24 protein-coding genes and 1 riboswitch are annotated in these 26999 nt (G+C 70.5%); of the genes, 5 read left to right on the top strand and 19 right to left on the bottom strand.

The genetic code is table 11. The features are described 5' to 3' along the window. Positions 1-35: 35 nt before the first annotated feature. From B6N23_RS15750 to B6N23_RS15740, 3 genes are all read right to left on the bottom strand, one after another. Entirely contained in the window at positions 36-857 is an 822-nt protein-coding gene (locus tag B6N23_RS15750; RefSeq protein WP_305500593.1) for an enoyl-CoA hydratase-related protein, read from the bottom strand. After that, the gene (locus B6N23_RS15745) at positions 857-3055 is read right to left on the bottom strand and encodes an acetate--CoA ligase family protein (RefSeq protein ID WP_305500590.1); all 2199 of its coding nucleotides are present in this window, start codon (positions 3053-3055) and stop codon (positions 857-859) included. The genes B6N23_RS15750 and B6N23_RS15745 overlap by 1 nt, the downstream gene beginning before the upstream one ends. 119 nt (positions 3056-3174) lie before the next feature. Continuing rightward, a complete protein-coding gene (locus tag B6N23_RS15740; RefSeq protein ID WP_305500587.1) occupies positions 3175-3966 on the bottom strand; it encodes an enoyl-CoA hydratase/isomerase family protein in 792 nt (263 codons plus the stop codon). 254 nt (positions 3967-4220) lie between these two features. Here B6N23_RS15740 and B6N23_RS15735 point away from each other — a divergent pair, with 254 nt between their 5' ends. Further along, a complete protein-coding gene (locus tag B6N23_RS15735; RefSeq protein ID WP_305500584.1) occupies positions 4221-5144 on the top strand; it encodes a MurR/RpiR family transcriptional regulator in 924 nt (307 codons plus the stop codon). A gap of 41 nt (positions 5145-5185) precedes the next feature. On the opposite strand, the gene B6N23_RS15730 is transcribed toward B6N23_RS15735, so the two are convergent. The 7 genes from B6N23_RS15730 to cbiE form a co-directional block, all read right to left on the bottom strand. Then, the gene (locus B6N23_RS15730) at positions 5186-6652 is read right to left on the bottom strand and encodes a cobyric acid synthase (protein WP_305500583.1); all 1467 of its coding nucleotides are present in this window, start codon (positions 6650-6652) and stop codon (positions 5186-5188) included. Continuing rightward, entirely contained in the window at positions 6640-7371 is a 732-nt protein-coding gene (gene bluB / locus B6N23_RS15725; protein WP_169958757.1) for a 5,6-dimethylbenzimidazole synthase, read from the bottom strand. The genes B6N23_RS15730 and bluB overlap by 13 nt, the downstream gene beginning before the upstream one ends. Positions 7372-7589: 218 nt before the next feature. After that, positions 7590-8195, bottom strand: a complete 606-nt coding sequence (cobO, locus tag B6N23_RS15720; protein ID WP_169958758.1) for a cob(I)yrinic acid a,c-diamide adenosyltransferase — start codon at positions 8193-8195, stop codon at positions 7590-7592. A gap of 14 nt (positions 8196-8209) precedes the next feature. Next, on the bottom strand, positions 8210-8986 hold the full coding sequence (gene cobF, locus B6N23_RS15715; protein WP_305500581.1) for a precorrin-6A synthase (deacetylating): 777 nt from the start codon (positions 8984-8986) through the stop codon (positions 8210-8212). Further along, positions 8983-9789, bottom strand: a complete 807-nt coding sequence (gene cobM / locus B6N23_RS15710) for a precorrin-4 C(11)-methyltransferase (RefSeq protein ID WP_305500579.1) — start codon at positions 9787-9789, stop codon at positions 8983-8985. Before cobM ends, cobF begins: the two co-directional genes overlap by 4 nt. Before the next feature lie 2 nt (positions 9790-9791). Further along, positions 9792-10151: a cobalamin biosynthesis protein gene (locus tag B6N23_RS15705; RefSeq protein ID WP_169958761.1), complete on the bottom strand. Its 360-nt coding sequence runs from the start codon at positions 10149-10151 to the stop codon at positions 9792-9794. Beyond that, positions 10148-11371, bottom strand: coding sequence for a precorrin-6y C5,15-methyltransferase (decarboxylating) subunit CbiE (cbiE, locus tag B6N23_RS15700; RefSeq protein ID WP_305500575.1), 1224 nt, complete (start codon positions 11369-11371; stop codon positions 10148-10150). The genes B6N23_RS15705 and cbiE overlap by 4 nt, the downstream gene beginning before the upstream one ends. Here cbiE and B6N23_RS15695 point away from each other — a divergent pair, their 5' ends adjacent. Then, on the top strand, positions 11372-12130 hold the full coding sequence (locus B6N23_RS15695) for a cobalt-precorrin-6A reductase (protein WP_305500573.1): 759 nt from the start codon (positions 11372-11374) through the stop codon (positions 12128-12130). Here the strand turns inward: B6N23_RS15695 and cobJ are convergent. From cobJ to B6N23_RS15655, 9 genes are all read right to left on the bottom strand, one after another. Beyond that, positions 12094-12876, bottom strand: a complete 783-nt coding sequence (gene cobJ / locus B6N23_RS15690; RefSeq protein ID WP_305500570.1) for a precorrin-3B C(17)-methyltransferase — start codon at positions 12874-12876, stop codon at positions 12094-12096. The genes B6N23_RS15695 and cobJ overlap by 37 nt on opposite strands. Then, positions 12873-13598 (bottom strand): precorrin-2 C(20)-methyltransferase, encoded by a 726-nt coding sequence (cobI, locus tag B6N23_RS15685; RefSeq protein ID WP_305503844.1) that lies wholly within the window; start codon positions 13596-13598, stop codon positions 12873-12875. The genes cobJ and cobI overlap by 4 nt, the downstream gene beginning before the upstream one ends. Positions 13599-13609: 11 nt before the next feature. Then, on the bottom strand, positions 13610-14239 hold the full coding sequence (locus B6N23_RS15680) for a precorrin-8X methylmutase (protein ID WP_305500563.1): 630 nt from the start codon (positions 14237-14239) through the stop codon (positions 13610-13612). Continuing rightward, positions 14223-14468 carry a hypothetical protein gene (locus tag B6N23_RS17065; RefSeq protein ID WP_369424710.1) on the bottom strand — a complete coding sequence of 82 codons (246 nt, stop codon included), beginning with the start codon at positions 14466-14468 and terminating at the stop codon, positions 14223-14225. The genes B6N23_RS15680 and B6N23_RS17065 overlap by 17 nt, the downstream gene beginning before the upstream one ends. A gap of 12 nt (positions 14469-14480) precedes the next feature. Continuing rightward, on the bottom strand, positions 14481-15380 hold the full coding sequence (locus tag B6N23_RS15675) for a ferredoxin-like domain-containing protein (RefSeq protein ID WP_369424709.1): 900 nt from the start codon (positions 15378-15380) through the stop codon (positions 14481-14483). A gap of 77 nt (positions 15381-15457) precedes the next feature. After that, positions 15458-19324 carry a cobaltochelatase subunit CobN gene (gene cobN, locus B6N23_RS15670; protein ID WP_305500561.1) on the bottom strand — a complete coding sequence of 1289 codons (3867 nt, stop codon included), beginning with the start codon at positions 19322-19324 and terminating at the stop codon, positions 15458-15460. After that, the gene (gene cobW / locus B6N23_RS15665; RefSeq protein WP_305500559.1) at positions 19324-20454 is read right to left on the bottom strand and encodes a cobalamin biosynthesis protein CobW; all 1131 of its coding nucleotides are present in this window, start codon (positions 20452-20454) and stop codon (positions 19324-19326) included. Before cobW ends, cobN begins: the two co-directional genes overlap by 1 nt. After that, a complete protein-coding gene (locus B6N23_RS15660) occupies positions 20451-21827 on the bottom strand; it encodes a cobyrinic acid a,c-diamide synthase CobB (RefSeq protein ID WP_305500556.1) in 1377 nt (458 codons plus the stop codon). Before B6N23_RS15660 ends, cobW begins: the two co-directional genes overlap by 4 nt. Then, positions 21820-23589, bottom strand: coding sequence for an AAA family ATPase (locus B6N23_RS15655; RefSeq protein ID WP_305500554.1), 1770 nt, complete (start codon positions 23587-23589; stop codon positions 21820-21822). The genes B6N23_RS15660 and B6N23_RS15655 overlap by 8 nt, the downstream gene beginning before the upstream one ends. 116 nt (positions 23590-23705) lie before the next feature. Next, positions 23706-23939, bottom strand: a riboswitch (cobalamin riboswitch). A gap of 311 nt (positions 23940-24250) precedes the next feature. Between B6N23_RS15655 and B6N23_RS15650 the strand changes: the two genes are divergently transcribed. From B6N23_RS15650 to B6N23_RS15640, 3 genes are read left to right on the top strand one after another with little or no spacing between them, the layout of a single operon-like run. Beyond that, entirely contained in the window at positions 24251-25165 is a 915-nt protein-coding gene (locus tag B6N23_RS15650) for an ABC transporter substrate-binding protein (RefSeq protein WP_379688255.1), read from the top strand. Next, positions 25162-26229, top strand: coding sequence for a FecCD family ABC transporter permease (locus B6N23_RS15645; protein ID WP_305500550.1), 1068 nt, complete (start codon positions 25162-25164; stop codon positions 26227-26229). Before B6N23_RS15650 ends, B6N23_RS15645 begins: the two co-directional genes overlap by 4 nt. Then, positions 26226-26990, top strand: coding sequence for an ABC transporter ATP-binding protein (locus B6N23_RS15640; RefSeq protein ID WP_169958773.1), 765 nt, complete (start codon positions 26226-26228; stop codon positions 26988-26990). Before B6N23_RS15645 ends, B6N23_RS15640 begins: the two co-directional genes overlap by 4 nt. Positions 26991-26999: the final 9 nt, after the last annotated feature.

Below are 26999 nucleotides of genomic sequence, written 5' to 3'. Positions count from 1 at the left end.
TCGAATCCAGGCCTCACGGCCTGCTGCGAGAGGCGCTATTTCGCTATCTTCTCCAGCATGGCGTTGACCGCCTCCAGGTGCTCGGGCTCGTTGTGGCACATGCCCTGGAAGACCGCGCAGAGATCGAGGAAGTCCTTGAGTTCGGTACGCTGGGCCATCTTCATCAGCCGCTTGGTAAGGCGGGTGGCCTTCGGGGGCTGGGCGGCGATGCGGGCGGCGAGTTCGCCCGCCGTCGCCATCAGCGCCTCGGGCTCACAGACATCGAGCACGATGCCGTAGGCCTTCGCCTCTTCGGCGTCGATCACCCGGCCGGTGAGAGTCAGCTCGAAGGCGCGCTGGTAGCCGATCAGGCGCTGCATGAACCAGGCGCCGCCGTCGCCGGGGATGATCCCCAGGTTGAGGAAGGTCTCGCCGAACTTCGCCTTCTTCGAGGCAATGCGGATATCGGCCATGTTGGCCAGGTCGAAGCCGGCGCGATGGCCGATGGCCGGGCCGTTGACTGCGGCGATGATCGGCACCTCCACCTCGGCCAGCGCCAGCGGGATGCGCTGGATACCGCGGCGGTAGCGGGCCGAGACCTCGGCCACGTCACCGGCGAAGTCGCCGCCGCGGTTGGCCATGTCCTTGACGTTGCCGCCGGCGGAGAAGGCGCTGCCCTCACCGGTGATCACCAGCACCGAGACGGCGTCGCAGGCGTTGACCCACTGGGCCACGGCGACGATGTCCTCGACCAGGGCGGTGCCGGTCAGGGCGTTACGCACGTCGTGGCGCGCCAGGGTCAGGGTGGCCACCCGACCCTCGAGGGTCAGGCGGGCGTCGGTGAGCCGGGGCAGGCTGGGCGGGGTCGTCTGGCTCATCAATGGGCTTCCTTGTCGGCTGACGTGTTGTCTGAATGTCCGCGTTCCACGATAACCCGCGCGTCCACCACGGCATAGCCGTCGGCGTTGACGATCACCGGGTTGAGGTCGAGCTCGGAGAGCTCCGGATAGGCCTCGACGATGCGCGACACCTTGAGCAGCAGATCGACCAGGGCCGCCTTGTCCACCGCCTTCTCGCCGCGCACGCCGTCGAGGATCTTCCTGGCCTTGATCTGATCCACCATCTCCTCGGCGTCTCGTCGCGACAGCGGAATGGCGCGGAAGGCCACGTCCTCGAGGATCTCCACGAAGATGCCGCCGAGCCCGAACATCAGCACCGGGCCGAAGATGGGATCGCGGATCACCCCGAGGATCACCTCGACGCCCTTCTTCGCCATGGGCGTGACCAGGATGCCCTCGATCTCCGCATCGGCGTCATAGGCCAGGCAGGACGCGAGAATCGCGTCACGGGCCTCGCGCATGGCGGCCTCGCCCACCACGTTGAGCTTCACCCCGCCGGCGTCGGACTTGTGCAGGATGTCCTTCGAGACCACCTTCATGGCCAGGGGCGTCTCGCCGAACTGCCCTGCGGCCTCCGCCAGCTCCGCCTCGTTTCTGACCACCAGCTCCAGGGGGACCTCGATGCCGTGGTCGCGCAGCAGCCGCTTGGCCTCGTACTCGAAGAGGTCGCGGCCATCGGCCTGGGCCTCACGGAACAGCGCGGTGAGCTCGGGGACCGGCTCGACGCTGCGCTCGCGGCTCTGACGCTCCACCTGGGCCAGGTACTGGCCACGCTCGCCCAGGGCCGCCAGCACCCGCACCGCATGCTCGATGGAGGCGTAGATGGGCAGGCCCGCCTCGTGCAGACGGCGCAGCGCCGGCGGCTTGATGGGGGTATAGAGGCTGTAGATCACCAGCGGCTTGGTGGTCGACTTGGAGAGGTCCACCATCGCCTCGGCGCCGCGCATCTCGTCGCCCAGCAGCGATTCCGCGAAGCGGATGCTGTAGCCGCCGAACATGCCCACCAGGAAGACGCTGTCGACGTTGTCGTCGGCGGCGACGATCTCCATGCAGGTGGCCAAGAGCGACGGATTGGCGTCGGTGGAACCGGCCACGTCCACCGGGTTGACGGTGGAGGCCTGGGGGAAGAGCACGTCGCGCAGCTGCTGGCGGGTCGACTCGGAGAGCTCGGCGAGCTCGAGGCCCGCCTCGGCCAGGCGGTCGGAGGCGATGGTCGCCTGGCCGCCGCCGTCGGAGATCACCGCCACCCGCTTGCCACGCGCCTTCTGCAAGAGGCCCAGCCCCTCGGCCACCGGCAGGATCTCATCGGAGTGCTGCACCACGCTGACCCCGGCCTGCTTGAGCAGATCCACGGTCATGGCATAGCTGCCGGCCAGCGCCCCGGTGTGGGAGCTGGCCGCCTTCTGGCCCGCCTCGGTGGAGCCGGACTTGTAGACCACCACCGGCTTCATGGCGGTCACCTCTCGCGCCACGTCGAGGAACTTGCGCCCGTCGCGGAAGCCCTCCACGTAGAGCGTCGCCACCCGGGTGTTCTCGTCCTCGCCCAGGTAGCGCAGGTAGTCGTTGAAGCCGATGTCGCTCTGGTTGCCGGGGCCCACGTAGGTGGAGAAGCCCACGTTGCCGTTGTACTGGGCCTCGAGTGCCAGCGACAGCAGCATGTTGCCGGACTGGGAGATGATACCCACGCCGCCGGGCTTGACGTTGTCCAGGGAGAGCAGGTTGATCCTGTGGTGCAGGTTGAAGAGGCCCGAGGTGTTGGGGCCGATGATGCGCACGCCGTGGGCGCGGGCCTTCTCCATCATCTCGCGCTCGAGTGCCGCCCCCTCCTCACCGATCTCGGCGAAGCCGCTGGCGAGTATCACCGCCCCCTTGATGCCGCGGCGCCCGCACTCGGCAATCAGCCCCGGCACCGTGGCCGCCGGGGTACAGATCAGCGCCAGCGCCGGATTGCCGGGGATGGCGGTGACCGAGGGCCAGGCCTTGACCCCGAGGATCATGTCCGCCTTGGGGTTGACCGGGTAGATCTCGCCCCGGTAGCCATCCTTGATCAGGCCGACCATCGCCTTGTAGCCCCGCTTGGTGGGGTCGGCGGAGGCGCCCACCACGGCGATGCCGCCGGGGGCCAGGATGTCGTGGAGCGGGCTGCGGGTGGGGAGATGTCCTTCGATGGGATTCATGTACTGGCTGACCTTGCCCTCTGGGGGCGATGAAGAGTGGGCGGTAGAGAGTGCGCGATGACGCGTGGTTCAGGCCCGGCCGCGGCCGGGCGATTCACTGGGAGTCGGGGGAGTCGGCCCTACTTGCCCTGGAAGCGCGGGGCACGCTTCTCGGCGAAGGCGTCGACGCCCTCCTGCCAGTCCCGGGTGGTACCGACGAAGGTCATCCCCTCGAGCTCGGCGGCCAGGCAGGCGTCCAGGGTGCGCTCGCCGGAGAAGGTGAGCTGCTCCTTGGCCAGCGCCATGGAGAATGGCGCCTTGCTGGCGACCCGCTCGGCGAAGGCCAGGGCGGCGTCAAGGAAGCCCTCGTCGGGGTAGTGACGGTTGGCGAGGCCGATGCGCACGGCCTCGGCGCCATTGATGCGCTCACCCAGGAAGACCAGCTCGCGGGCCTTGGCCAGGCCCACCAGGCGCGGCAGCAGCCAGGTCACGCCGCCGCCCAGGAAGTTGCCGATGGAGACCTCCGGCAGGCCGATCTGGGCGCTGTCGGCCATCAGCAGGAAGTCCGCGGCGATGGCGAGCTCGGCACCGGCACCCAGGGCAAAGCCGTTCACCGCGGCAATCACCGGCGTCTGCATCTGCATCAGGCGCTTGCAGACGATCTGCTCCCCCTGCAGGTACTGGCGGCGGTCGAAGGCGGTGCGCCCCTCCTTGTGCTCCTTGAGGTCGGCGCCCACGCAGAAGGCGCGCCCCTCGCCGGTCAGCACCACCACGCGCACCTCACCGTCCGCCTCGGCGCGGGTCAGGGCGTCGTTGAGCTCGGCGTAGAGCGTCTCGGTGACGGCGTTGAGGCGATGGGGGCGGTTGAAGCGGATCTCCTGGACCTGACCGTGGCGGCGAAGGATCAGGGTCTCGTACTCGGCTTGGCTCATGGGGGGCGGCACTCTCTGGGCTTGGCAAACGACTTCGATAATCAGCGGCGATGGTTCATCGCCAAGGAAACAAACGTGCCATTATCTACCGATCTTCAGCACACCTGTTCTGCCGCGCATCCTAGCCAAAGGTCTGATGCCGGTCAACACGTGCGTGTCACGATATTTTCCATCAGGAAACGTTTGTGTCATTTCGTGATGCCGCCCATCGGGTACAATGGCGCCTCTGCACCACCCCAACCCAGGAGACGACCGTGCTGGAACAGGATCCACGCGCCGACTCGGCGCCGGATACGGACAGCGGCCCCGCCCGCCTGGACGCGGTGAATCGGCAGCTCGCCGAGGCCTATCCGGAGCTCAGCCCCCAGCTCAAGCTGGCCGCCGGCTACGTGCTGGAGCATCCGGTGGAGATCGCCTTCCAGTCGATACGCAAGTCCGCCACCGCCGCCGAGGTGACCGCCTCGACCCTGGTGCGCCTGGCCAAGCGGCTGGGCTTCGAGAGCTATGAGCAGTTCCGGGAGGTGTTCCAATCGGCGGTGCAGGCCGGCCCCGTGGAGCTCTCCGGGGGGGCCAGCCAGCTGCGCAGCCTGGCCAGCCAGACCGACGACCAGGTGTTTCTCGACGTGGGCGACGCCGCCTTCGACAATATCGGCCGGCTGTTCACCGCCGACAACCAGCAGCGGGTGCGCGAGGCGGCCAGGCGTCTTCTGGCCGCGGAGAAGATCGCCGTGGTGGGGTTTCGGGACACCTTCGCCTGCGCCTACCACTTCGCCTACGTGGGGCGCATCGCCATGCCCAATATCCAGCTGATCCGCGGCCAGGAGGGGGGGCTCTTGACCGAGCTCGCTCCCTTCGGCGAGGGGGACGTGGTGGTGGCCTTCGGCTTCGAGCCCTACTGCGCCGAGACCATGCGGGCGCTGGAGATCACCCGGGCAGCGGGGGTCGACGCCATCGTGGTCACCGACACCATGCGCTCGCCGCTGGTGCCGGGGGCCACCATCACCTTCCCGGTGGCCAATGCCACCCCGCACTTCTTCCCGTCGATCCTCTCGGCGATCACCTTGATCGAGGTGCTGCTGGCGGAGTGCGTGGCCTTCGGCCCCGACGACCTGGTCGACAACGTGGCGAGCTTCGAGTCGCGGATGCGCGCCATGGGCGCCTATGTGGAGCAGGAATAGGCAGGTGTCGACCGGGGCCAGATCAGACGGCAGCTGAGCCGTCAGAGATCCAGCAGCCGCTCGATGGCGGCGATATCGAGGTGTTGCTCCAGGGCGTCGGCCAGGCGATCCAGCTCCGCCTCCCGATGGGCGGCCAGGTCGACAGCGGCGCCCTCCTCCGCAAGGCCGCAGCGGGCGAGCAGCGCCGCACACGCCTCGGCACTATCGAATAGCCCGTGCAGGTAGCTGCCCATCACCCGGCCATCCTCGCTCACGGCGCCCTCGGGCCGGCCTTCCAGCTCGCAGAAGGGCCGCGCCAGCGCCGGGCCCTCGCTGACCCCCTGGTGGATCTCGTAGCCGACGACCGGCACGCCCTCGGGCAGCAGGCGCCCGCCGACGTTGCGCAGCCGCTTGCCGGGCAGCATGTGCGTCTCCAGTTCGAGCAGCCCCAGCCCCTCGCTGGAGCCCACCGGTCCCTCCAGGCCCTCGAGGTCGTGGATCCAGTCGCCTAGCATCTGGAAGCCGCCGCAGATGCCGAGCACCCGGCCGCCGTAGCGCAGATGGCGCCGTATCGCGTCCTCCCAGCCCTGGGCGCGGAGCCATGCGAGATCGGCTCGGGTGCTCTTGCTGCCGGGCAGGATGATCAGGTCGGCCGGCGGGAGCCCGCGGCCGGGCCCCAGCCGATTCGGGCCGATAAAGCTGAGCTCGACCCGCGGATGCAGCCGCAGGGAATCGAAGTCGTTGTGGTTGCTGATGCGCGGCAGCGCCGGCACCACCACCCGGAGCGCCGGTTCGCCCGACTGGCGACCGGAGAGGCCCAGGCTGTCCTCGGCGTCCAGCAGCAGCCCCTGCAGGTAGGGCAGCGTGCCGAAGACCGGCCTGCCGGTTCGCTCGGCCAGCCAGTCGAGCCCCGGCTCGAGCAGGGCGATATCGCCGCGGAAGCGGTTGATGACAAAGCCACGGGTGCGCGCCCGCTCGCTCTCGCTCAACAGCTCGAGCGTGCCCACCAACTGGGCGAAGACGCCGCCGCGGTCGATATCGCCCACCAGCACCACCGGACAGTCCACCGCCTCGGCGAAGCCCATGTTGGCGATGTCGTTCTCGCGCAGGTTGATCTCCGCCGGACTGCCGGCCCCCTCGGCGATGATCACGTCAAAGCGCGCCGACAGCGCCTCCCAGGCCGCCATCACCGTGGCCATCGCCTCGCGCTTGTAGGCGTGGTAGTCCAGGGCATCCATATGGCCGTGGACCCGGCCGCGCAGGATCACCTGGGCGCCGCGGTCGCTCTCGGGCTTGAGCAGCACCGGGTTCATGTCGCTGTGGGGCGCCACACCCGCCGCCAGCGCCTGCAGCGCCGTGGAGCGGCCGATCTCACCGCCGTCCGCGGCCACCGCGCTGTTGAGGGCCATGTTCTGTGGCTTGAAGGGTGCCACCGAGACCCCGCGCCTCGCCAGCACCCGGCACAGCCCCGCCACCAGCGTGCTCTTGCCGGCATCCGAAGTGGTGCCCTGGATCATCAGGGTTGGCATGGTCTGGCCACCTCTTGCAGTGCCTCGTGAAGCGCCTCGTCCGCCAGCGCCTGCCTCCAGCCGTTGCCATGCACCAGCTCGGTGAGCGGCAGGCGCTGGCGCCACCCGGAGCGGGCCAGCTCGGGCTGCTGCAGAAACTCGCTGACGTAGCCCAGACACAGGTACGCCAAGGGGTAGACCTGTTCTGGCAGGTCGAGGATCGTCGCCAGCTCTTGCTGATCGAGAATGCTGACCCAGCCCAGGCCGATGCCCTCGGCGCGGGCCGCCAGCCACAGGTTCTGCACTGCCAGGCAGGTGCTGAACAGGTCCGTGTCGACGATGCTGGTGCGCCCCAGTACCGGGCCGTCGCCACGGCTCCGGTCGCAGGTGATGCAGAGGTTGAGCGGACTCTCAAGGATGCCTTCGAGCTTGAGGCGGCGGTACGCCTGCTGCCGCTCAGCGGAAAACTGCTGCGCCCCCCGCTCGTTCTCCTGCAGGAACAGCCGATGCACTCGCTCACGCACCTCCAGGCTGTCGATCACCAGGAAGTCCCAGGGCTGCATGAAGCCCACCGACGGCGCATGGTGCGCGGCGTCCAGCAGCCGGGCCAGCACCTCGGGCGGCACGGGATCCGGCAGGAACTGGGCGCGCACGTCGCGGCGCTCGTGAATCGCGCGGTAGAGTCCCTCCCGCTGTGGCGGGGGAAAAGCGTGATCGGCTCGCCCGCTGTGTTCTGCCATGCGGCTCTCCAAAAAAGTCATGAGGGAACGAGTCGGCAGGATGACTGCCAGCGAAAAGCTGATAATGCGTGAGCTCGGCAGGATGAGCGCCGGGGACAAGTCTAAGCGAGGGTCTTTTGCCATGGATGGCAAAAGTAGCGCCCAGGGATGGGTTCACAGCGCCCTCGCGATGGCTTGTCGCCGGAGAAGCTCATCATCCCCTCCAGCCGAATCATCAGCTAGAGTTCAATGCCCTTCTGCGCCTTGATCCCCTGCTCCTTGAAGGCGTGCTTGACCACCTTCATCTCGGTGACGGTGTCGGCCAGCTCGATCAGCGCCTCGGGGGCGTGCCGGCCGGTAACGACCACGTGCTGCATGGGCGGGCGGGCCTGCAGGTCGTCGAGTACGCGATCGAACTCCAGGTAACCGTGGCGCAGCGCGATGTTGAGCTCGTCGAGCAGCACCAGATCGACCGCGGGATCCTCGAGCATGCCGCGCGCCACCTCCCAGGCTGCCTCGGCGGCTTGCACATCCTTGTCGCGATCCTGGGTATCCCAGGTGTAGCCCTCGCCCATCACGTGGTAGTCGACGTTCGACTGCTGGCGGAAGAAGGCCTCCTCGCCGGTCTGGAACTTGCCCTTGATGAACTGCACCACGCCCACCTTCATGCCGTGGCCCAAGGCGCGAGCCAGCATGCCGAAGCCGGAGCTGCTCTTGCCCTTGCCGGGGCCGGTGAGTACCAGCAGCACGCCCTGCTCCTTGTCGGCGCGGGCAATGCGCTCATGCATGATCTTCTGCTTGTGGGCCATGCGTTCGGCATGGCGCTGGGGGTCGACCGTCTTCATTGCACTCTCCTTAATTACACTCGCCGCAACAGGTAGACGTCCATGATCCAGCCGTGCCGCTCGCGCAGGGCGGCACGCCGTTCGAGGATCGTTGCGGCCACGTCCACCAGCGGGCCGTCGATCAGGCACTGCTTGTCCATGCCCAGATAGGCCCCCCACCAGATAGTGAGGCCTTCCTGAGGCAGCGCCTGGAAGGCACCGCCGCTGTCGAGCATCACCGCCACGCTCTCGGCGTCACTCGGCCAGCCGCGTTCCCGCAGTCGCCGACCCGTGGTGATCAGCACCGGTTCAGCCAGCGCATTCAGGGGGATGCGGTGCGCGGCGGTGAGTGCCTGCAGGCTGGTGATACCCGGCACGATTTCCACCTTCAGTTCCACCTGCAGCCCACCCTCGCGGAATCGCTCGCCGCCCAGACGCTCGGCAATACGCAGGCTGCTGTCGTAGAGCGAGGGATCGCCCCAGATCAGCATACCGACCCGCCCGCCTTCAGGCAGGTGCGTTGCCATCAGGTCCACCCACACCTCGGCAATGGCGTCGTGCCAGTCGTCCACCGCGCCCAGGTAGTCGGCGCGGGCATCGCGGCACGGCAGATCGAACTCCACGACCCGGGTGCGGGATGACGCCTCGAGCAGATCGCGGCACAGCAGCCGGCGCAGGTCGATCAGGTCCGACTTGGCTTCCCCCTTGCGCGGCAGCAGGAGCAGCTCCGCCTGGTTGAGCGCCCGCACCGCGGCCAGGGTGACATGCTCGGGGTTGCCGGTGCCGATGCCGATCAGCGAGAGGTGGATCATCGCTCACTCCTCTTATCGACCCTCTCGCAGTCGGCGAAGGGCGACTCCGCCGACTGCGGCCGAAAGCGGCGGTCGTAACCGACGGAGTAGAGGCGACTCTCTTGAAAGTCCTGGCAGTCGAGTACCGGCCCCACCAGGATCAGCGCGGTGCGCTGCAGGGCGTCGTCGACCAGGGTTTCCACCGTCGCCAGGCGCCCCCGCACCACCCGTTCGTCTGGCCAGCTGGCCCGCCAGACGATGGCCACCGGGCACTCGGCGCCATAGTGCGGCAGCAACTCGGCGACGACCTGGGACAGGTTGTGGATGGAGAGGTGGATCGCCAGGGTGGTGACGCTGCTGGCGAAGTTGGCCAGGGTCTCGCCCGCCGGCATGGCGCTGGCGCGCCCCGGGGTGCGGGTCAGCACCAGCGATTGCGCCACCCCCGGCAGGGTCAGCTCCTGGCCCAGGGTGGCAGCGGCGGCGGCGAAGGCCGGCACCCCCGGGGTAATGGCATAGGGGATCGCCAGTTCACGCAGCCGGCGCAGCTGCTCGCCCATGGCGGACCATACCGACAGGTCCCCGGAGTGCAGCCGGGCGACATCGTGCCCCGCGGCATGGGCGGCGCGCATCTCGGCGACGATCTCGTCGAGGGAGAGCGGCGCGGTATTGATGATGCGGGCGCCATCCGGGCAGTGCTCGAGAAGCGCCTCGGGTACCAGCGAGCCGGCGTAGAGGCATACCGGGCAGGAAGCGATCAGGTCCCGGCCCCGCAACGTCAGCAGGTCCGGTGCCCCGGGGCCGGCGCCGATAAAGTGGATGGTCATGTTCAGTCTCCTTTCGCCAGGGCCGCGGTGGCCTGGCGGTCCGTCGAGATCAGTCGGGGGCCGAGCAGGGCCGCTCTAGGGCCCGCCGCCAGCAGGGCCACCGCTTCGGCGACGCTGCCGGTGCCCCGGGCCGCCAGGCTATGCGGGGAGCGGGTCAGGGTGACCGCCCGGGGCAAGTCACCCTCCGCCACTCCTATCACGGGGATGCCGTGTCGTTCCCCCAGTGCCTGGACCAGCGGTAGCATCGACTGCACCGCGGCCAGCCGGTCGACCGGGCCATAGCGCCGGCACAGCCGGTCCAGGGCGTTATCCAACGAGGCCAGGCCGGCGCCGCGGCGAAAGCCGAAGCCCGCCACCCTCATCGGCTCACCCGCCACTGCACGATGGGGTAGCTGGCCTTCCAGCCCCGCCGGGTGCCGAGGGGCGCGGCGCTGGCCAGCTCGATACGCAGCAGCTCGCCGCCGGTCCGCCGCTGCCACTCGGCCAGCAGGGCCTCGGACTCCAGGGTCACCGCATTGGCCACGATCCGCACGCCGGCCGGCAAGCGCCGCCATAGCGCCTCCAGCAGGGCCTGGGACAGCCCGCCGCCGATAAAGACCGCCTCGGGGGGCGGGGCCTCGGCCAAGGCACCCGCTTCCAGCATCGCCAGCGCATCGCCTTCCACCACCTCGAGCCAGTCGACGCCGAGGGCATGGGCATTGCGGCGCGCCCGAGCCGCCCGCCCGGCGTCGCGCTCGATGCCCAGGGCGCGGTTGTCCGGATGGGCCAGCAGCCACTCGATGGCGATGGAGCCCGAGCCGGTGCCGAGATCCCAGAGCCGCTCCCCCGCCCGGGGGGCCAGGGCGGCCAGGATCAGGGCGCGCACGGCCTGCTTGGTGATCTGGCCATCGTGCTCGAACAGCGCGTCCGGCAGGCCGGGCGTCAGCGGCAAGGCCGGCCCCTCACCGGCCACCTCCAGCCCCACCGCCACCGGATGGGCGATATCGTCCGGCAGGGCGGCGTCGGCCCGCACGCTGCGGATACGCTCGCCATCGCCGCCCAGGGCCTCCAGCAGATGCAGCCGGCTGGCGCCGAAGCCGAAGCGTTCCAGCCAGCCGGCCAGCTCGCTCACCGCCTCGCCGTCCCGCACCAGCACCAGCAGGCGTCGGCCGACCTGCAGATGGGGGCGGATCCGCGTCAGCGGTTTGGCATGCAGGCCGAGGCAGGTACACGCCTCCAGCGGCCAGCCCAGACGCCCTGCCGCCAGGCTGAAGGTGGAAGGCGCCGGCAGGACCCGCCACTCCGCGGCGGGCAGATGGCGCGCCAGCGTGGACCCGGCACCGAACCAGAAGGGATCGCCGGAGACCAGCATGACCACCCTCCGGCCCCGCTCAGCCAGCAGTCGAGGAATACCCTCGGCGAAGGGCACCGGCCACTCCCGCACCTCGGCGGACAGCGGCGGCAGCAGGCGTAGATGGCGCCGGGCGCCGAACACCAGCTCGGCGGCCTCCAGCGCCTCGCGGCTTGCCGCGGTCAGCCCTTCTGTGCCACCTTCCCCCCAGCCGAGCAGGGTCAGCCAGGGAGCGTCGTCAAGGTCCGTCATATGAAAATCCTGATTCTAGGGGGAACCACTGAGGCCAGTTCCCTGGCGACCGCGCTGGCCGAGCGCGAGGTCCCGGCCCTGTTCAGTTATGCCGGGCGAGTGAGCACTCCCAAGCCCCAGCCGCTGCCCACCCGGGTCGGCGGGTTCGGCGGCGTGGCGGGCCTGGCCGCCTTCCTGACGGAGCAGCGCATTACCCATCTGGTCGATGCCACCCACCCCTTCGCCGAGCAGATGAGCCGCAACGCCGTGGCCGCGGCAAGCCACAGCGGCACCCCGCTGATCGCCCTGACCCGCTCGCCCTGGGCGCCCCAGGCCAGGGACCGCTGTACACCGGTCGCCGATGTCGAAGCGGCGGTACAGGCTCTGGCCGGCCCGCCCCAGCGCATCCTGCTGGCCATCGGCCGTCAGCAGCTCGCCGCCTTCGCCGCCCAGCCCCAGCACCACTATCTGCTGCGTCTGGTCGACGCTCCCGAGACGCCACCGCCCCTGCCCCGCCACCATATCGTCCTCGACCGCGGCCCCTTCACGCTGGCCGGCGACCTGGCACTGCTGCGCGAGCACGCCATCCAGCGCGTCGTGTGCAAGAACGCCGGCGGCACCGGCGCCATCGCCAAGCTCGACGCCGCTCGCCGACTGGGCGTGCCGGTGGTGATGATCGAGCGGCCGGCGCTGCCTTCCCGTCACGAGGTGCACTCGGTCGAAGCGGTACTGGCCTGGCTCGCTCACGCGTCAGACCCCAAGGCCGACCGCGGGGTATAGACCCAGGGCACGCCGACGGTATTGCACGGGATCTGCCGCGTCTGGCTGGAGCCCACCAGCACCAGGGTGCGCATATCGGCCATCGCCGGCGTGGCCTCGCCGAGAGTGGTGACCCTCAGGGTCTCCTCCGGCGTGGCCACGGCCCGGGCGAACATGATCAGACGCTCCGGCCCGCAGGCCTCCCGCAAGACCCCCAGGGCGCGTTCGAAGCCTTCCGGGCGCGCCTTTGAGCGAGGGTTGTAGAAAGCCATGGCGAAGTCGGCCTCGGCGGCCAGGCGCAGGCGGCGCTCGATCAGCGCCCGGGGCTTGAGGTTGTCGGAGAGGTTGATGCAGCAGAAGTCGTGGCCCAGGGGCGCCCCCAGCCGGGCGCTGGCGGCCAGCATGGCGGAGATGCCCGGCAGCACCTGGATATCCAGGGCGCGCCAGGCCGGCTCTCCCGCCTCCAGCGCCTCGAAGAGCGCCGCGGCCATGGCGAAGACCCCCGGGTCTCCCGAGGAGACCACCACCACCCGATGGCCCGCGGCAGCCAGTTGCAGGGCCGCCTCCGCCCGGCGGATCTCCTCGCGGTTGTCCGAGCCGTGGCGCACCAGCCCCGGCCGCGGCGCCACCCGTTCGACATAGGGCACATAGCCCACCACATCGGTGGCCTCCGCCAGGGCGGCGGAGACCTCCGGGGTAATCAGCGCCTCAGAGCCCGGCCCCAGGCCGACTACCCTGAGCCAGCCACCGCTTGCCACCTCGTTCATGGCCGCCTCCCGTTGCCGTGGATCACCAGGATGGAGAAGTAGGGGACGCTATCGCCGACCTCGCGAAACGGCCGGATGCGCTCCTGGGGCATGGCGGCGTACTCGATCAGCCAGGCCTCGTCGTCGCGGCCGGCCCGGACCAGGGCCCGGCGCAGCTTGTCCAGGTTGCGACCGATCTTCATCACCACCAGGGCATCGGTCCACGCAATGTGCTCGACCAGGGCCGCCTCCGGCAGGGTGCCCATCAGCACGGTAAGGACGTCGTCGCCCCAGGTCACCGGCCGCCCGGTGGCGGTCCAGGCGGCGGACATGCCGGTGATCCCCGGCACCACCGCCACCGGCACCCGCCCCTGAAGGCGGGTATAGAGGTGCATAAAGGAGCCGTAGAAGAAGGGGTCGCCCTCGCAGAGCACCACCACGTCCTGGCCCGCCGCGGCGATCTCGGTGAGCTGCGCAACCTGCTTGTCGTAGAAGGCCGCCAGCAACTCGTTGTAGCGGGGGTCGTCGACGGGGATCTCGGTGGTGACCGGATACTCCAGTGGGATCTCGATCGCGTCGGGCGCCAGCAGGCCCTCGACGATGCTGCGGGCATGGCCGCGGCGCCCCTTCTTGCGGAAATAGGCGACGTGGGTGGCCCCACGAATCAGCCGGTCGGCGCGCACGCTCATCAGGTCCTGGCTGCCGGGGCCGAGGCCGACGCCATGGATGGTGCCCGGTGTGATGGTTGCTTGGCTCATTCGCTGCGATCCGCCATGGCATTGAGGGCAGCCACCGTCACCGCGCTGCCGCCGAGGCGACCTTCGACGATCACGCAGGGGGCCGCGGCGCTCTCCCACAGGGCCTGCTTGGATTCGGCGGCCCCCACGAAGCCTACCGGGCAGCCGATGATCGCCGCCGGACGCGGGCAGGCCGGCTCTTCCAGCATGTTGAGCAGATGGAACAGCGCGGTGGGCGCATTGCCGATCGCCACCACCGCCCCATCCAGTTGGGGGCGCCACAGCTCCAGCGCCGCCGCCGAGCGGGTGTTGCCCAGCTCCCGGGCCAGCTCGGGCACCCGCGCGTCGTGCAGGGTGCAGACGATGGCGTTGTCCGCCGGCAGGCGCGTGCGGGTGATGCCCTCGGCGACCATGCGCGCGTCGCAGAGGATCGGCGCCCCCGCCTCCAGCGCCGCCCGGGCGCGATTCACCGCATCGCCGCGGAAATGAATGTAGGGGGCAAGCGCCACCAGCCCGGCGGCATGGATCATGCGCACGGCCACCGGCTCCTCCTCCGGCGCGAAGCGCGCCAATTCGGCCTCGCGCCGGATCGTGGCAAAGGACTCCCGGTAGATGGCCGGGCCGTCCGTTTCATAGACGTAAGGCATTGCGATTCTTCTCTAGGTATTCGATCACATCGGATTCACTGAGGCCGGTGGCGGCCGGCGTGCCATCGGCGCGACCGCCGATGATCAGGTCATAGCGCCCTGCCCGCCCGGTCAGGCAGAGGTCGGTCGGTTGCCGGCAGGCGCAGCCCTTGGCGCAGCCGGAGAGATGCAGGGAGCCCGCGATCAGTCGGCGTTCGGCCAGTGCCCGCGCCAGGCCCAGGGTCGCCACGCTGGCCTGCTCTCAGTGGGGGGCCCCGGGGCAGGCCTGCATGGCCAGGCGCGGATCGCCCTCGCTCTCCACTAGCCCCGGCGGCACCTGTTCCTGGAAAGTCTCACTCGTGGGAACCCCCTCGACCAGCAGGCGCCGCCAGGGGGTGACCCGCACGGCGCTGACCGAACCCGCATCAACTGACTCCGCCCCGATCAGGGCCCGCAGGGTCGCGGCCGACGCCCGGCCGAAGGGCAGGCCCAGGACCCGCCCCGTAGGGTGGCGCCCCAGCGCCATGGGCTGGCCGGCCCTGATTGGCAATGTAGAAGCCGGCGGCGTGGAGGCCGGCGCCCAGGGCGGCAGCGGCGCCTCGTGCCGGCGCATCCGCCCGGCGTGGATGCCGCCGCTGGCGACGAACCAGTGGGCCAGCCGAATCAGCAGCTCGACGGCGGCGGTGGGAGAGTCCACCGGGGTGCCCCGGGCGCGGCCATCGGCACGGACTAATAGGGCGTCCGAAGCCGCCCGCTCGATACGCAGGTCCGCCGAGGCCTCGCTTAGCAGCGGCGCGGCCCCGGCATCGATGGCCAGGCCCCACTTGGCCGGCAGCGCCGGAAGCTCATTGATCCGGGCCTCCAGCAGGCGCCCCACCTGATTGGTGGCGTCGCCGGCACGCCAGTCGGGGGCCAGCAGCAACTGGGGGCGGCGCTCGGCCTCGGGGTCCGCCGCGACCAGGCCGTGCTCGACGAGGGCCTCCATCAGCCCGGGCCAGGACGCCTCGGAGACGCCGCGCAATTGCAGGTTGGCGCGGCTGGTCAGCTCGATCAGGCCGCTGCCGTAGGTCTCCGCCGCGTCGCATAGCGCCAGCAGCTGGTCCCGGGTCAGCCGGCCGAACCGCGGCCGCACCCGCACCAGGAGCCCATCGCCGCTGGCCATGGGGTGCCAGGCCCCGGGGCACCAGCCTTTAATACTTGGCTGATTCGCCTTGGCCGCCGTATCCCGCTGATCCACCATCAGGGCGCCAGCTCCCGGGTCTCGTCGATCTCCAGCAGCAGGTCCTGCAGCGCCTCGCCCTGCTCGCCGGGCGCCCGCCACAGGTCGCGCTGGGCGGCCTCCAGCAGCCGCTCCGCCATCTCCTCCAGGGCCGAGGGGTTATGCTCGCGCAAAAACGCCTGGTTGCGCGGGTCCAGCACCAGCGCCTCGGTGACCTGGGCGTACTGGTAGTCGGCCACCAGGTCGGTGGTGGCGTCGTAGGCGAACAGGTAGTCCACCGTCGCCGCCATCTCGGCGGCGCCCTTGTAGCCGTGCTCGCGCATCGCCTCGATCCACTTGGGATTGAGCACCCGGGAGCGGATCACCCGGGCCAGTTCCTGCTCGAGGGTGCGCATCCGCGGCCGCGCCGGGTCGGCGTGATCGGCGTGGTAGATGGCCGGGGCCTGGCCGGCCAGCGCCCGGCTGGCGTTGGCCATGCCGCCCTGGAAGGCGTAGTAGGCGTTGGAGTCGAGGATATCGTGCTCGCGGTTGTCCTGGTTGTGCATTACCGCCTCCAGCCCCTCGAGCTGGTGCTCGAAGGCGGCCCGGGCGGCGACGCCGGACTCCGGGAACTGGCCGTAGGCGTAGGCCCCGGCCCCCAGGTAGGCCTCGGCCAGGTCGTCGGCGTCCTCCCAGGCGCGGCTGTCGAGGAGGCGGTTCAGGCCGGCGCCATACTCGCCGGGCTTGCTGCCGAAGATCCGGTAGCCGGCCTCCCGGGCCGCCGCCTCCGGGGAAAGCCCCTGGGCCTCGAGCTCGTCCCGGCGCGCCAGCACCGCCGTGCGAATGGTGTTGGCATCCCCCGGCTCCTGGTATTCCGCCACCGCCCGCACCGCCCGGTCGAAGAGGCGGATCACGTTGGCGAAGGCGTCGCGGAAGAAGCCGGAGACCCGCAGGGTGACGTCCACCCGGGGCCGCTGCAGCAGCATGGCGGGAATCACCTCGATATCGATCACCCGCCGGGAGCCCAGCGACCAGATCGGCCGCACGCCCATCAGCGCGAAGGCCTGGGCGATATCGTCGCCGCCGGTGCGCATGGTGGCGGTGCCCCAGATCGACAGGCCCAGGCGGCGCGGGTAGTCGCCGTGATCCTGCAGGTAGCGCTCGACAAAGGCCTGGGCCGAGGCCTCGCCCAGGGACCAGGCGGCCGGCGACGGAATGGCGCGGTTGTCGACGCCGAAGAAGTTGCGCCCGGTGGGCAGCACGTCGAGGCGCCCGCGGCTGGGGGCGCCGCTCGGCCCGGGGGGCACGAAGCGCCCCGCCAGGCCATCCAGCAGCGACTGGAGCTCCATCTCGGCGCCGCGTTGCATATCGGCCCAGAGCCGCTCCCGGGCATGGCGGCACTGTTCGGCGGTGGCCGGGTAGTCGCGGGCCAGGGTCGCCAGGCAGCCCTCCTCCAGAACGTGTGTCTCCACCAGCCGATGGGCGAGGCGCTCCAGGCGCTCGCGGGTATCGGCGGCGCTGCGCCAGGGGGCATCGGCCAGCGCGGCCAGGGCCGGCGGCCGTGGCCCCTGCCAGGGCTCGGCCCCGGCCGCCAGGGGGTCGAACTCCGGCGGCAGCCCCAGGTCGGCGGCCAGGTTATGCAGCAGGCCGCGCTGGGCCGGCGATTCACCCCGCGGCAGGCGCAGGATGGCGACCAGGGTCCCGGCCCGCTTATCCCGTGGCGGCAGGCTGCCCAGCACATGGAGGCCGTGGCGGATCTGCGCCTCCTTGATATCGCACAGGTAGGTATCCAGCTCGTTAAGCAGGCGCTCGTTATCCGTGTCACCCTCGGTGCCATCCCCGCCCTGGGCCAGCTCCCGGTCGATCCCGGTGTCGCGCAGATGGGCCAGGATCCGCTCGCGCAGCAGGGTCTCGCGGCGCGGGTCCATGCCGAGTGCCTGGTAGTACTCGTCGGTCAGCGCCTCGAGTTCGGCCATGGCGCCGTAGAGCTCGGCGCGGGCCAGCGGCGGCATCAGGTGATCGATGATCACCGCCTGGCTGCGGCGCTTGGCCTGGGCGCCCTCCCCCGGGTCGTCGACGATAAAGGGATAGAAGTGCGGCAGCGGCCCCAAGGCGACCTCCGGCCAGCAGTCGGCGGAGAGCGCCGTGCTCTTGCCCGGCAGCCACTCCAGGTTGCCGTGCTTGCCGACATGGATCACCGCGTCCACCCGGTAGTGCTCGCGCAGCCAGAGATAGAAGGCCAGGTAGCTATGGGGCGGCGCCAGCTCGCTATCGTGGTAGCTCTTGGTGAGGTCAGCTCCAGGCCCTTCACTGATGTCGCGCTCCGGCTGGATACCGACGAAGGTCTCCCCCAGGCGGATCCCGGCGATCATCAGCCGGCCCTGGCGGTACTTGGGGTCCGCGCCGGGCGGCCCCCAGCGCGTCCACACCGTCTCTTGAAGGGCCTCCGGCAGGGTCCGGAACCAGGCCAGGTAGTCGTCGACGGCGATACTCTGCCAGCAGGGGCGCCCGTCCAGGGCCTCGCGAGCATTGGTGACGCCGCCCTGCAGCCACCGGGTCAGGGCGTCGCCGTCCTCCGGCACCTCACTCACCGGATAGCCCGCCCCGGCCAGGGCCCGCAGGATGGCGACCGTCGAGGCCGGGGTATCCAGGCCGACGCCGTTGCCGATGCGCCCGTCGCGGTTGGGGTAGTTGGCCAGCACCAGCGCCAGGCGTTTCTCTCGGTTCGGCCTGTGTCGCAGGTCACAGAAGCGCCGCGCCAGCCGGGCGACGAAGGCGGCGCGCTCCGGATGCAGGGCGTGGCGCACCACCGACAGCTGACAGCGCTCGCTGTAGTGGGCCTCGCTCTTGAAGCCCACCGCCCGGGTCAGGATGCGGCCATCCATCTCCGGCAGCACCACCTGCATGGCCAGGTCGCGGCTGCGCAGGCCGCCGGCCTCGGCCCGCCAGTCCTCTTCGGTGCTGCTGGCCAGGATCGCCTGCAGCACCACCGGCCGGCCGACGAAGAGTCCCGCGAGCTCCTGTTCGAGCTCCGCCTCGCCGAGGGCCTCGCCGTCGTCCGTATGACGATTGACGGAGAAGCCGGTGGTATTGATCACCAGGCCCGCACCGGTCGCCTCGATCAGGTGATTGACGAAGGCCAGGCAGGCCGACTCCTTGAGCGAGGCCACGGCCACCGCCAGGGGCGCCAGGCCCTGGGCCTCGAGCGCCGCGATCAGGCCATCCAGCACATCGATATTGGCGCCCTGCAGATGGCTGCGATAGAAGAGCAGCAGGCAGACCGGGCGCTCGGGAACCTGGCGTTTCCGCCATTCGCTCAGGGTCGCCTCCTGCCGGCCCACCGTGTGGGGGTCGTAGAGCAGCGCCGCGGGAAGGGGCCTGGGTTCGCGCCACGCCAGGGGCAGCCCCAGACATTCCGCACCGACACAACGCAGCAGTTGCTCGGCGTTGTCCACGCCCCCCTCCCGAAGGTAGCGCCAGACCCGGTGGGCCAAGGCGACGGGGACGCTGGAGGCCGCCAGCAGATCGTCGTCCGGGGCATCGCAGCCCGGCACCAGGATCAACTGGCGGCGCTTATCGGCGGCCGCCCAGGCCTGCAGCCGCTCGAAGCCGTAGCGCCAGTAGCCGCTGCCGCCCAGCAGCGAGACGATCACCAGCCGCGCCTCGTCCAGCACCCGATCCTCGTAGAGGTCATAGGCGGCGGGCTTGACCAGGTTCATCCAGTTGGCCAGGCGCAGAGAGGGAAAGTCCTCGCCGCCCGCCCCATCCAGGCGCTCCACCGCCTGGGCCAGGGCCGACAGGCTGCTGTCGGCGGCGGACAGGATGACGACCTCGGCGGGGCTCTGCTGCAGGTCGACGATGCCCTCGTCGTCGACGAAGCCCCCGGGCTTGGCGGCGAAGAGGTGCATCAGGGCGCCGTCGCGATCTCGGCGCCCGCCAGGGCGGCATGCAGGGCCTCGCTATTCAGCCCCTTGCCGATGATCACCAGCTGGGTCTCCCGCGGCTCATCCGGCGTCCAGAGGCGGTCGAAGTAGCCGTCGAGGCGCTCGCCCACGGCCTGGATCACTCGCCGCATGGGCTTGCCCGGCAGGGCCGCGAAGCCCTTGGCCCGGTAGATCTCGTGGCCCTGCAGCAGCGCCTGGAGGCGCGCCGCCAGGGCCTCGCCGTCCACCTCGCCCAGGCGGATCACGCAGGAGTCGAAGTGATCGTGGGCGTGGTCGTGGTGGGCCCCCTCGGCGTGGTGGCGATCGTGGTGGTTGTCGATGCGGTCGATATGCTCTTCGCTGGCCGCGCCGATGCCCATCAGGGCCTCCAGCTGGGCCCGCGTGTCGCCGTTGCCATCGCCGTTACCGTTGCCATAGGCACGCTGGTCGATAAACAGGGTCTTGACCGAGGCCGGCACCCGCTGGGCGACCAGCGCCTCCACCCGGGCCCGCTCATCCGGGGCGAGCAGGTCGGTCTTGGTGACCAGCACCAGGTCGGCGGCGCTGAGCTGGTCGTCGAGCAGCTCGCGCAGGCTGGGGTCGTGATCCAGGCTCTCGTCGGCCCGGCGCTGGGCCTCCACCTTGTCGACGTCGCTGGCGTAGCGGCCGGCGGCCACCGCCGGGCCGTCGATCACGGTGATGATGGCGTCCACGGTGCAGTGCTGGCGCACCTCCGGCCAGTTGAAGGCCTGCACCAGCGGCTTGGGCAGGGCCAGGCCGCTGGTCTCGATGAGGATATGGTCGATATCGTCGCGGCGGGCCACCAGCTGCTTCATCACCGGCAAGAACTCCTCCTCCACGGTGCAGCAGATGCAGCCGTTGGCCAGCTCATAGATGCCGCGCTCGAGCTCCACGGGGGCGCCTTCCCCCTCCTCGTCACAACCCAGGGCGCAGCCGCGCAGCAGGCTGGAGTCGATATCCTGCTCGCCGAACTCGTTGACAATAACGGCGATGCGCTTGCCGGTGACCTGGCGCAGCAGGCCGGCCAGCAGGGTCGTCTTGCCGCTGCCCAGGAAGCCGGTCACCACCGTGGCGGGGATCTTGTTCAGGTTCATCCGTGGGACTCCTCGGTTTCTATGATCGCGCATGCCGGCCGCCCGCTCGCCGTTAACAGTCGGGCCAGGGCATCGGGGTTATCGGGGAAGTAGAGGTGCAGATAGGTGGCCGTGAGGCCACGCTCACGATAGATGGCCTCCCCCGGCGCGGGGTGGCGCTGGCGCCGGCCGAAGGCGATGGGCGCAGGCGTGCCTTCCGCCACCGAGCGGTGGTGGGCGTGGCCGCGCACCGGCCCCTCCGGCAGCTCGGCGGTCTGCATGCCCTGGCAGCCACGCCGCCCGCGCATGGCGCCCCGGCCGGGCAGTAGCCCCAGCATGGCGTGGGTCTCGCCGTCCACGTCGGTCAGGCTCTCCAGGCAGTAGAGCAGGCCGCCGCATTCGGCGAGGATCGGCTTGTCGGCGGCGAAGAAGCCCTGGATCGCCTCGCGCATCGGCGCGTTCGCCGCCAGCCGCGCGGCGTGCAGCTCCGGGTAGCCCCCCGGCAGCCAGAGCGCATCGCAGGGCGGCAAGCGGCTATCGGTGAGCGGCGAGAAGAAGCGCAGGCTCGCGCCCATGCGCTCCAGCAGCTCCAGGTTGGCCTGGTAGATGAAACTGAAGGCCGCGTCCCGGGCCACGCCAATGATCCGGCCCCGCAACGACGGCAGGGGCGCCGCGGCGGCCTCAGGCGGCGCCGCGAAGGTGACCGGCGGCAGCGCCAGCAGCGCCTCCGCCAGCCCCTCGGCCTCCAGCGCCGCGGCGCCGGCCTCGAAGCGGGCCTCCAGGTCGTCGCGGATCTCCTCGGCCTGGACCAGCCCCAGGTGGCGCTCCGGCAGGGCCAGGGCGGCATCCCGGGGCACCGCGGCCAGCAGCGGAATCTCGGCCGGCAGCGCGGCCTCGATCAACTCCCGGTGGCGCGGCGAGCCGCAGGCGTTGGCGATCAGGCCGGCGATGCGCACGTCATCGCGGAACCCCGCCAGGCCGGCCACCAGCGCCGCCGCGGTCTGGGCCATGCCCTTGACGTCCATGACGATGGCCAGCGGCAGGTCGAACAACGCCGCCAGGTCGGCGCTGGAGGGCTCGCCATCGAACAGGCCCATGGCGCCCTCCACCAGGATCAGGTCCGCCTCCCGGGCGGCCTCGTACAGGCGCCGGCGGCAATCGGCCTCGCCGGCCATCCACAGGTCGAGGGGGTCCACCGGCCGCCCGGAGGCCTGGGCCAGCACCCGCGGGTCCAGGTAGTCGGGGCCGGTCTTGAAGACCCGCACCACCTGGCCCCGGTTGCGCAGCAGCCGGGCCAGGGATGCGGTCACCGTGGTCTTACCCTGCCCCGAGGCCGGGGCGGCGATAAAGAGGGCGGGACAGGCGGCGCTCGCCGCCTCGCTTGGCTTAGCCATGGGCCGACTCTCCAAGGGACTCTCTACTGGACGCTCCACCGCAGGACAGGGGGTGATAACGGGCGCCCAGTTGCGCGGCGATTAGCGCGCCGCGGCCGCGCTTGACGGCGGCCGCTTCGGTATCCACGACCACGCACTCCCCCAGCGACGGCAGGCCGTCGAGGGGCTGGCGGGTGCGCCCGTCGGTGATCAGGTAGGTGCGCACCCGCAGGCCGGCGTCCTGCCGGCGCCACCGGCGAATCAGCCGCGCCGCGTGCTGGATCGCCTCGCGCAGCGGCGTGCCGCCGCCACCGCCGGCGGCCTCGAGCCGCCCGGGCAGCGCCTTGGGGGCACGACGCCGCGACACCAGCTCCGTGACGCCGTCGTTGCCGAAGCCCAGCACCGCCAGTTGCTCCCGGGCGGCGTAGGCCTCGCGCCCCAGCCGCTCCACCAGCCCCTTGGCGCGGCCCAGCCGCCGGCCACCCAGGGTGGAGGCGGAGGTGTCCAGCAGCACCAGGTGCACCAGCGGCCGGCCGCCGCGGCCCCGGCGATAGCGCAGTTCCCGCCAGGGCCAGTGGCCACGGTTGGCGACCAGGGTGGCGAACCAGTCCGGCCGGCGCGGCCTGGCCTCGCCACCGGAACGCTGCCGACCCGGCCCGCCCTGCGGCCAGGTCCCCCGCGGCGCTGTCGCCACTGGCGACGTAGCGGCATCGCGGGCCGGCGCCTCGGTCGCCGGCAACGCCTGGGCCGGAACGCCGACGCTCGGCTGGGCCAGCGGTGGCATGGCGCCCCACTGCCCGTCTCCGGCCGGACCGCCCTGGCCGTCGCCGGGCGCGGCGCCTCCGTCCGCCCCGCCATCGGAGCCGCCCTGCCCGCCCGGGCCACCGGACGGCGGCGTGTGATCGGGCCGGGGCTCCCGGGTACGGCGATGGGCCAGCACCCAGGGCGCGACGGTGTCCAGGTCCTCCCGGGTCACCGTGGTCGCGCCGCGCCAGGCGGCATGGGCCCGGGCCGCCCGATGCCAGGTCACGTCCGCGCGCAGGCCCTCGACGCCGGCGGCCTCGCAACCCCGGGCGATATGCTCGTAGCCCCAGGCGTCGGTGGTCACCTCGGCAAGCCTCTGCTGCGCCTGGCTCAGGCGGTGGGTCAGCGCCGCCTGGGCCTCGGCATGGCTCGCCAACACGCTCTCGGGGTCGCGGTCGAAGGCCTCCCGCTGGCGCAGGATGGCGATGCGCTCCTCGACACCCACCGTCGCCTCGAGCTCGAGGCAGAGGCCGAAGCGGTCGAGCAACTGGGGGCGCAGCTCCCCCTCGTCCGGGTTCATGGTGCCGATCAGGGCGAAGCGGGCGGGATGGCGGTGGCTGATGCCGTCGCGTTCGACGCTGTTGACGCCGCTGGCCGCCGCGTCGAGCAGCAGGTCCACCAGGGCGTCCGGCAGCAGGTTGACCTCGTCGACGTAAAGCACCCCGCCGTCCGCCCTGGCCAGCAGCCCCGGCTGGAAGGCCGCCTCGCGCTCGGACAGCACCCGCTGCAGGTCCAGGCTGCCGGTCAGGCGCTCCTCGCTGGCGCCCAGCGGCAGGGTGACGAAGGGCGGCCGGCGCCCCTCGGCGGTATCGGGGAGGATCGCCGCCAGCGCCCGGGCCAGGGTGGACTTGGCGCTGCCGCGGGGGCCGCTGATCAGCACACCCCCCCCCCGGGGGTCGATGGCGTTGAGCAGCAGGGCGGTCTTGAGGGCCGGCTGGCCGACCACGGCGACGAAGGGGAACTCGGCCACGGGGGTCATGGCACCACCGCCCGACCGGGCATCGGGGCCTGGCACACGACCAGCCGCGGCCCCCGACGGGGAGCTAGGAAAGGAATCACAGGCAGACTATCCCCGGTGCCCACCGCACCGTTACCGGATGAACGAAATAATGGGCCGGTCTCCGGGCTCGAGGAGGGCCTGGCGCAGATCGTCTCGGCGCCGTGCCGTCGCCTGCACCTTCCCGGCGGATGCCAGTGGTCGTCGCAGGCGTTTCACTCATTACCGTTGCGGGGGCAGCGATGGGATCGGCGCGAGGCCTCACCATACTTCCCGATTATCCCCTGGCCAACTTCCTCCAGGACAGGGGCACCCATTCTCAGTCGGGCCATCCTAAAGCAAGAACCACACCGGCGGGAACCGGGCTTGTTTTCTTGTGCCGACTTCCTCCATGATCTTCGCCGCTTGCACCGACTCCCCGGCGAGAGCGGCGGGATCCATCACGGCATGACCATAACACTGGCGGATGACTTATCGGTTTTTCGCCAATAATTAGCGAAATACCAACGATCAGTATCCAAACATTATCGGACTCAATCTCATGAAAATAGCTCGCCATCTACTGTCCATATTATCGATAATTCCCGCCTCTCACGCCCTGTCGAATGACACCCATTATCCGCTGACACTGACCAACTGCGGCATGGAGATCAGCCTCCCCTCCGCACCGCAAAGCACGGTTACCGTCGGGCAATCGGCCACCGAAATCCTCTATGCCCTGGGACTGGCCGAGCGGGTCGCCGGCACCTCGGTCTGGTTCACTCCGGTGCTGCCGGAATTCCGCGAGATCAATGCCGATATCGAGCGCCTGGCCGACAACGATCCGAGCTTCGAGGCCGTGGTCAACCGCCGCCCCGAGCTCGTCGCCGCCCAGTATGAGTGGCATGTCGGCCCCACCGGCAGCGTGGCGACCCGCGAGCAGTTTCACGAGCTGGGCATCGCCACCTATGTGATGCCGGCGGATTGCGATACCAAGGACAACAGCACCGGCGGCGACGGCACCCGGACCGCCGCCTTCTCCCCCGAATCGGTCTACAAGGGCATCCGCGAGCTGGCCACCATCTTCGATGTCCAGGAGGCCGGTAACGCCCTGGTGGCCGAGCTGGAAACGCGCGAGGCGACTGCCATCGCCGCTGCCGAGGCCCTGGAACTGCCGGACGATCTGTCGGCGGTATTCTGGTTCTCTTCCCCCGACCGCTCCGCCGCCCCTTATGTCGCCGGCCGCCTCGGCGCGCCGGGCTATATGATGGACGCCTTGGGCATCCGCAACGTGGTGGAATCCGACGAGGAGTGGCCTACCGTCGGCTGGGAATCCATCGCCCGGGCCGACCCGGATATCATCGTGGTGGCCCGCATGGATCGTCGCCGCTTCGCCGCCGACGATATCGCCGAAAAGCTCGACTTTCTGCATAGCGATCCGGTGACCCGGGAGATGTCGGCGGTACGCAACGGCCGCATCATCGAGATGGATGCCCATGCAATGAGCGCCACCATGCGCACCCTCGTCGGCCTCGAAACCCTGGTCGACGCCTTGCCGACCCTCGCCTTCGACCGATGAATGCGTCGATAGCCCTGTCTCCAGCGGTGCGCTTGCCATGGCGCTGGGCCTGGCTGGCGCCACCGATCCTGTTTGTCGCCATCATGGCGGGTACCGCCATCGGCGAGACCGCGATCCCGGTGGAGACCATCCTCAAGGTACTGGCCAACCAGCTCTGGGGGGCGGACTATGCCGTCGATCGCATCGATGCCGGCATCGTCTGGAACTATCGGCTCAGCCGCACCCTGCTCGCCGCCGGTTGCGGCGCCGGGCTGGCCCTGGCCGGCGTGGTCCTGCAGGCGCTGCTGCGCAACCCCCTGGCCGACCCCTTCCTGATGGGGATCTCCGCCGGCGCCTCTACCGGCGCCGTGGCGGTGACCATCGCCGGGCTCGGCGCCGGCACCCTGACGCTCTCCCTCGGCGCCTTCGCCGGGGCGGGACTGGCCTTCGGCCTGGTGGTGCTGCTCGCCCAGGCCGCCGGCAGCGGCACCGGGGGCGGACGCGGTGCCCAGGCCGCGGGGGCCATCATCCTCGCCGGTATCGCCGGCTCGCAGCTCTTCAATGCCCTCACCGCCTTTATCATTGCCAGGTCGGCGAGTGCCGAGCAGGCGCGGGGGATCATGTTCTGGCTGATGGGCAACCTCTCCGGCGTGCGCTGGGACGACGTGGTCCTGGGACTGCCAGTGGCGCTGGGCGGCCTGCTGGTCTGCCTGTGGTACCGGCAGGCGCTGGACGCCTTTACCTTCGGTGCCGACGGCGCCGCCTCGCTGGGCATCGCCGTGAACCGGGTACGCGGCGTGCTGATCGGCGCCATGGCCCTGGTCACCGCGGTGATGGTCTCCATGGTCGGCGCCATCGGATTCGTGGGCCTGGTGATTCCCCATGCCATGCGTTTCCTGGTCGGCAGCCGCCACACCCGGCTGGTGCCGGCCTCGGCGCTGGCCGGCGCGGTCTTCCTGATCGGCGCGGATATCCTCTCCCGGGTCCTGGTGCCGGGGCAGGTGCTGCCGATCGGCGTGGTCACGGCGCTGATCGGCGCCCCGGCCTTCGCCATCATCCTGATTCGCGGGGCGCGGACCTCATGAGACTGACCGCCGAAAACATCGACTGGACGGTCCAGGGGCACCGCTTGCTGAACGACGTCAGCCTCGCGGTGGCCCCCGGGGAGACCTTCGGGTTGATCGGCCCGAATGGCTCGGGCAAGAGCACCCTGCTGCGGGTCCTGGCCGGGCTGCGCCGGCCGAAGCGCGGGCGCGTGCTGGTAGATGACCGGCCGATGCGGCGGATGCGCCAGCGGGAGATCGCCCGCGCCATCGCCTTCGTCGAACAGCAGGCGGAGACCCTCGACCGGGTGGTGGTTCGCCAGGTGGTCGCCCTGGGCCGAACGCCCTTCCTCTCGCCGCTGCGCCCCTGGTCCGACGAAGATGATGCCATCGTCGGCCAGGCCCTCGACGACGTCGATATGGGGCACCTGGCGGGGCGTCTCTGGCACACCCTCTCCGGCGGCGAGCGCCAGCGGGTGCATATCGCCCGGGCCCTGGCCCAGCGGCCGAGGATCCTGCTGCTCGACGAGCCCACCAACCACCTGGATATCCGCCACCAGCTGTCGATCCTGCAACTGGTCGGGCGGCTACCGGTCACGGTGGTGATCGCCCTGCACGACCTCAACCAGGCCATGTCCTGTGATCGCATCGGGGTGATGGAGGCCGGCCGCCTGGTGGATATCGGCCCACCCGAGCGGGTCCTCACCGTCGAGCGGCTGCGCCGCACCTTCGGCGTGCAGGCGGACTTTCTCGATGACCCCGGGGACCAGGGCCGGATCCTGCGTTTTCGCCACGCCCTCTGAGATAGCCAG

Source organism: Halomonas alkalicola (assembly GCF_030704205.1).
Lineage (GTDB): Bacteria > Pseudomonadota > Gammaproteobacteria > Pseudomonadales > Halomonadaceae > Halomonas > Halomonas alkalicola.
This window is presented reverse-complemented; position numbering and strand designations above follow the sequence as displayed.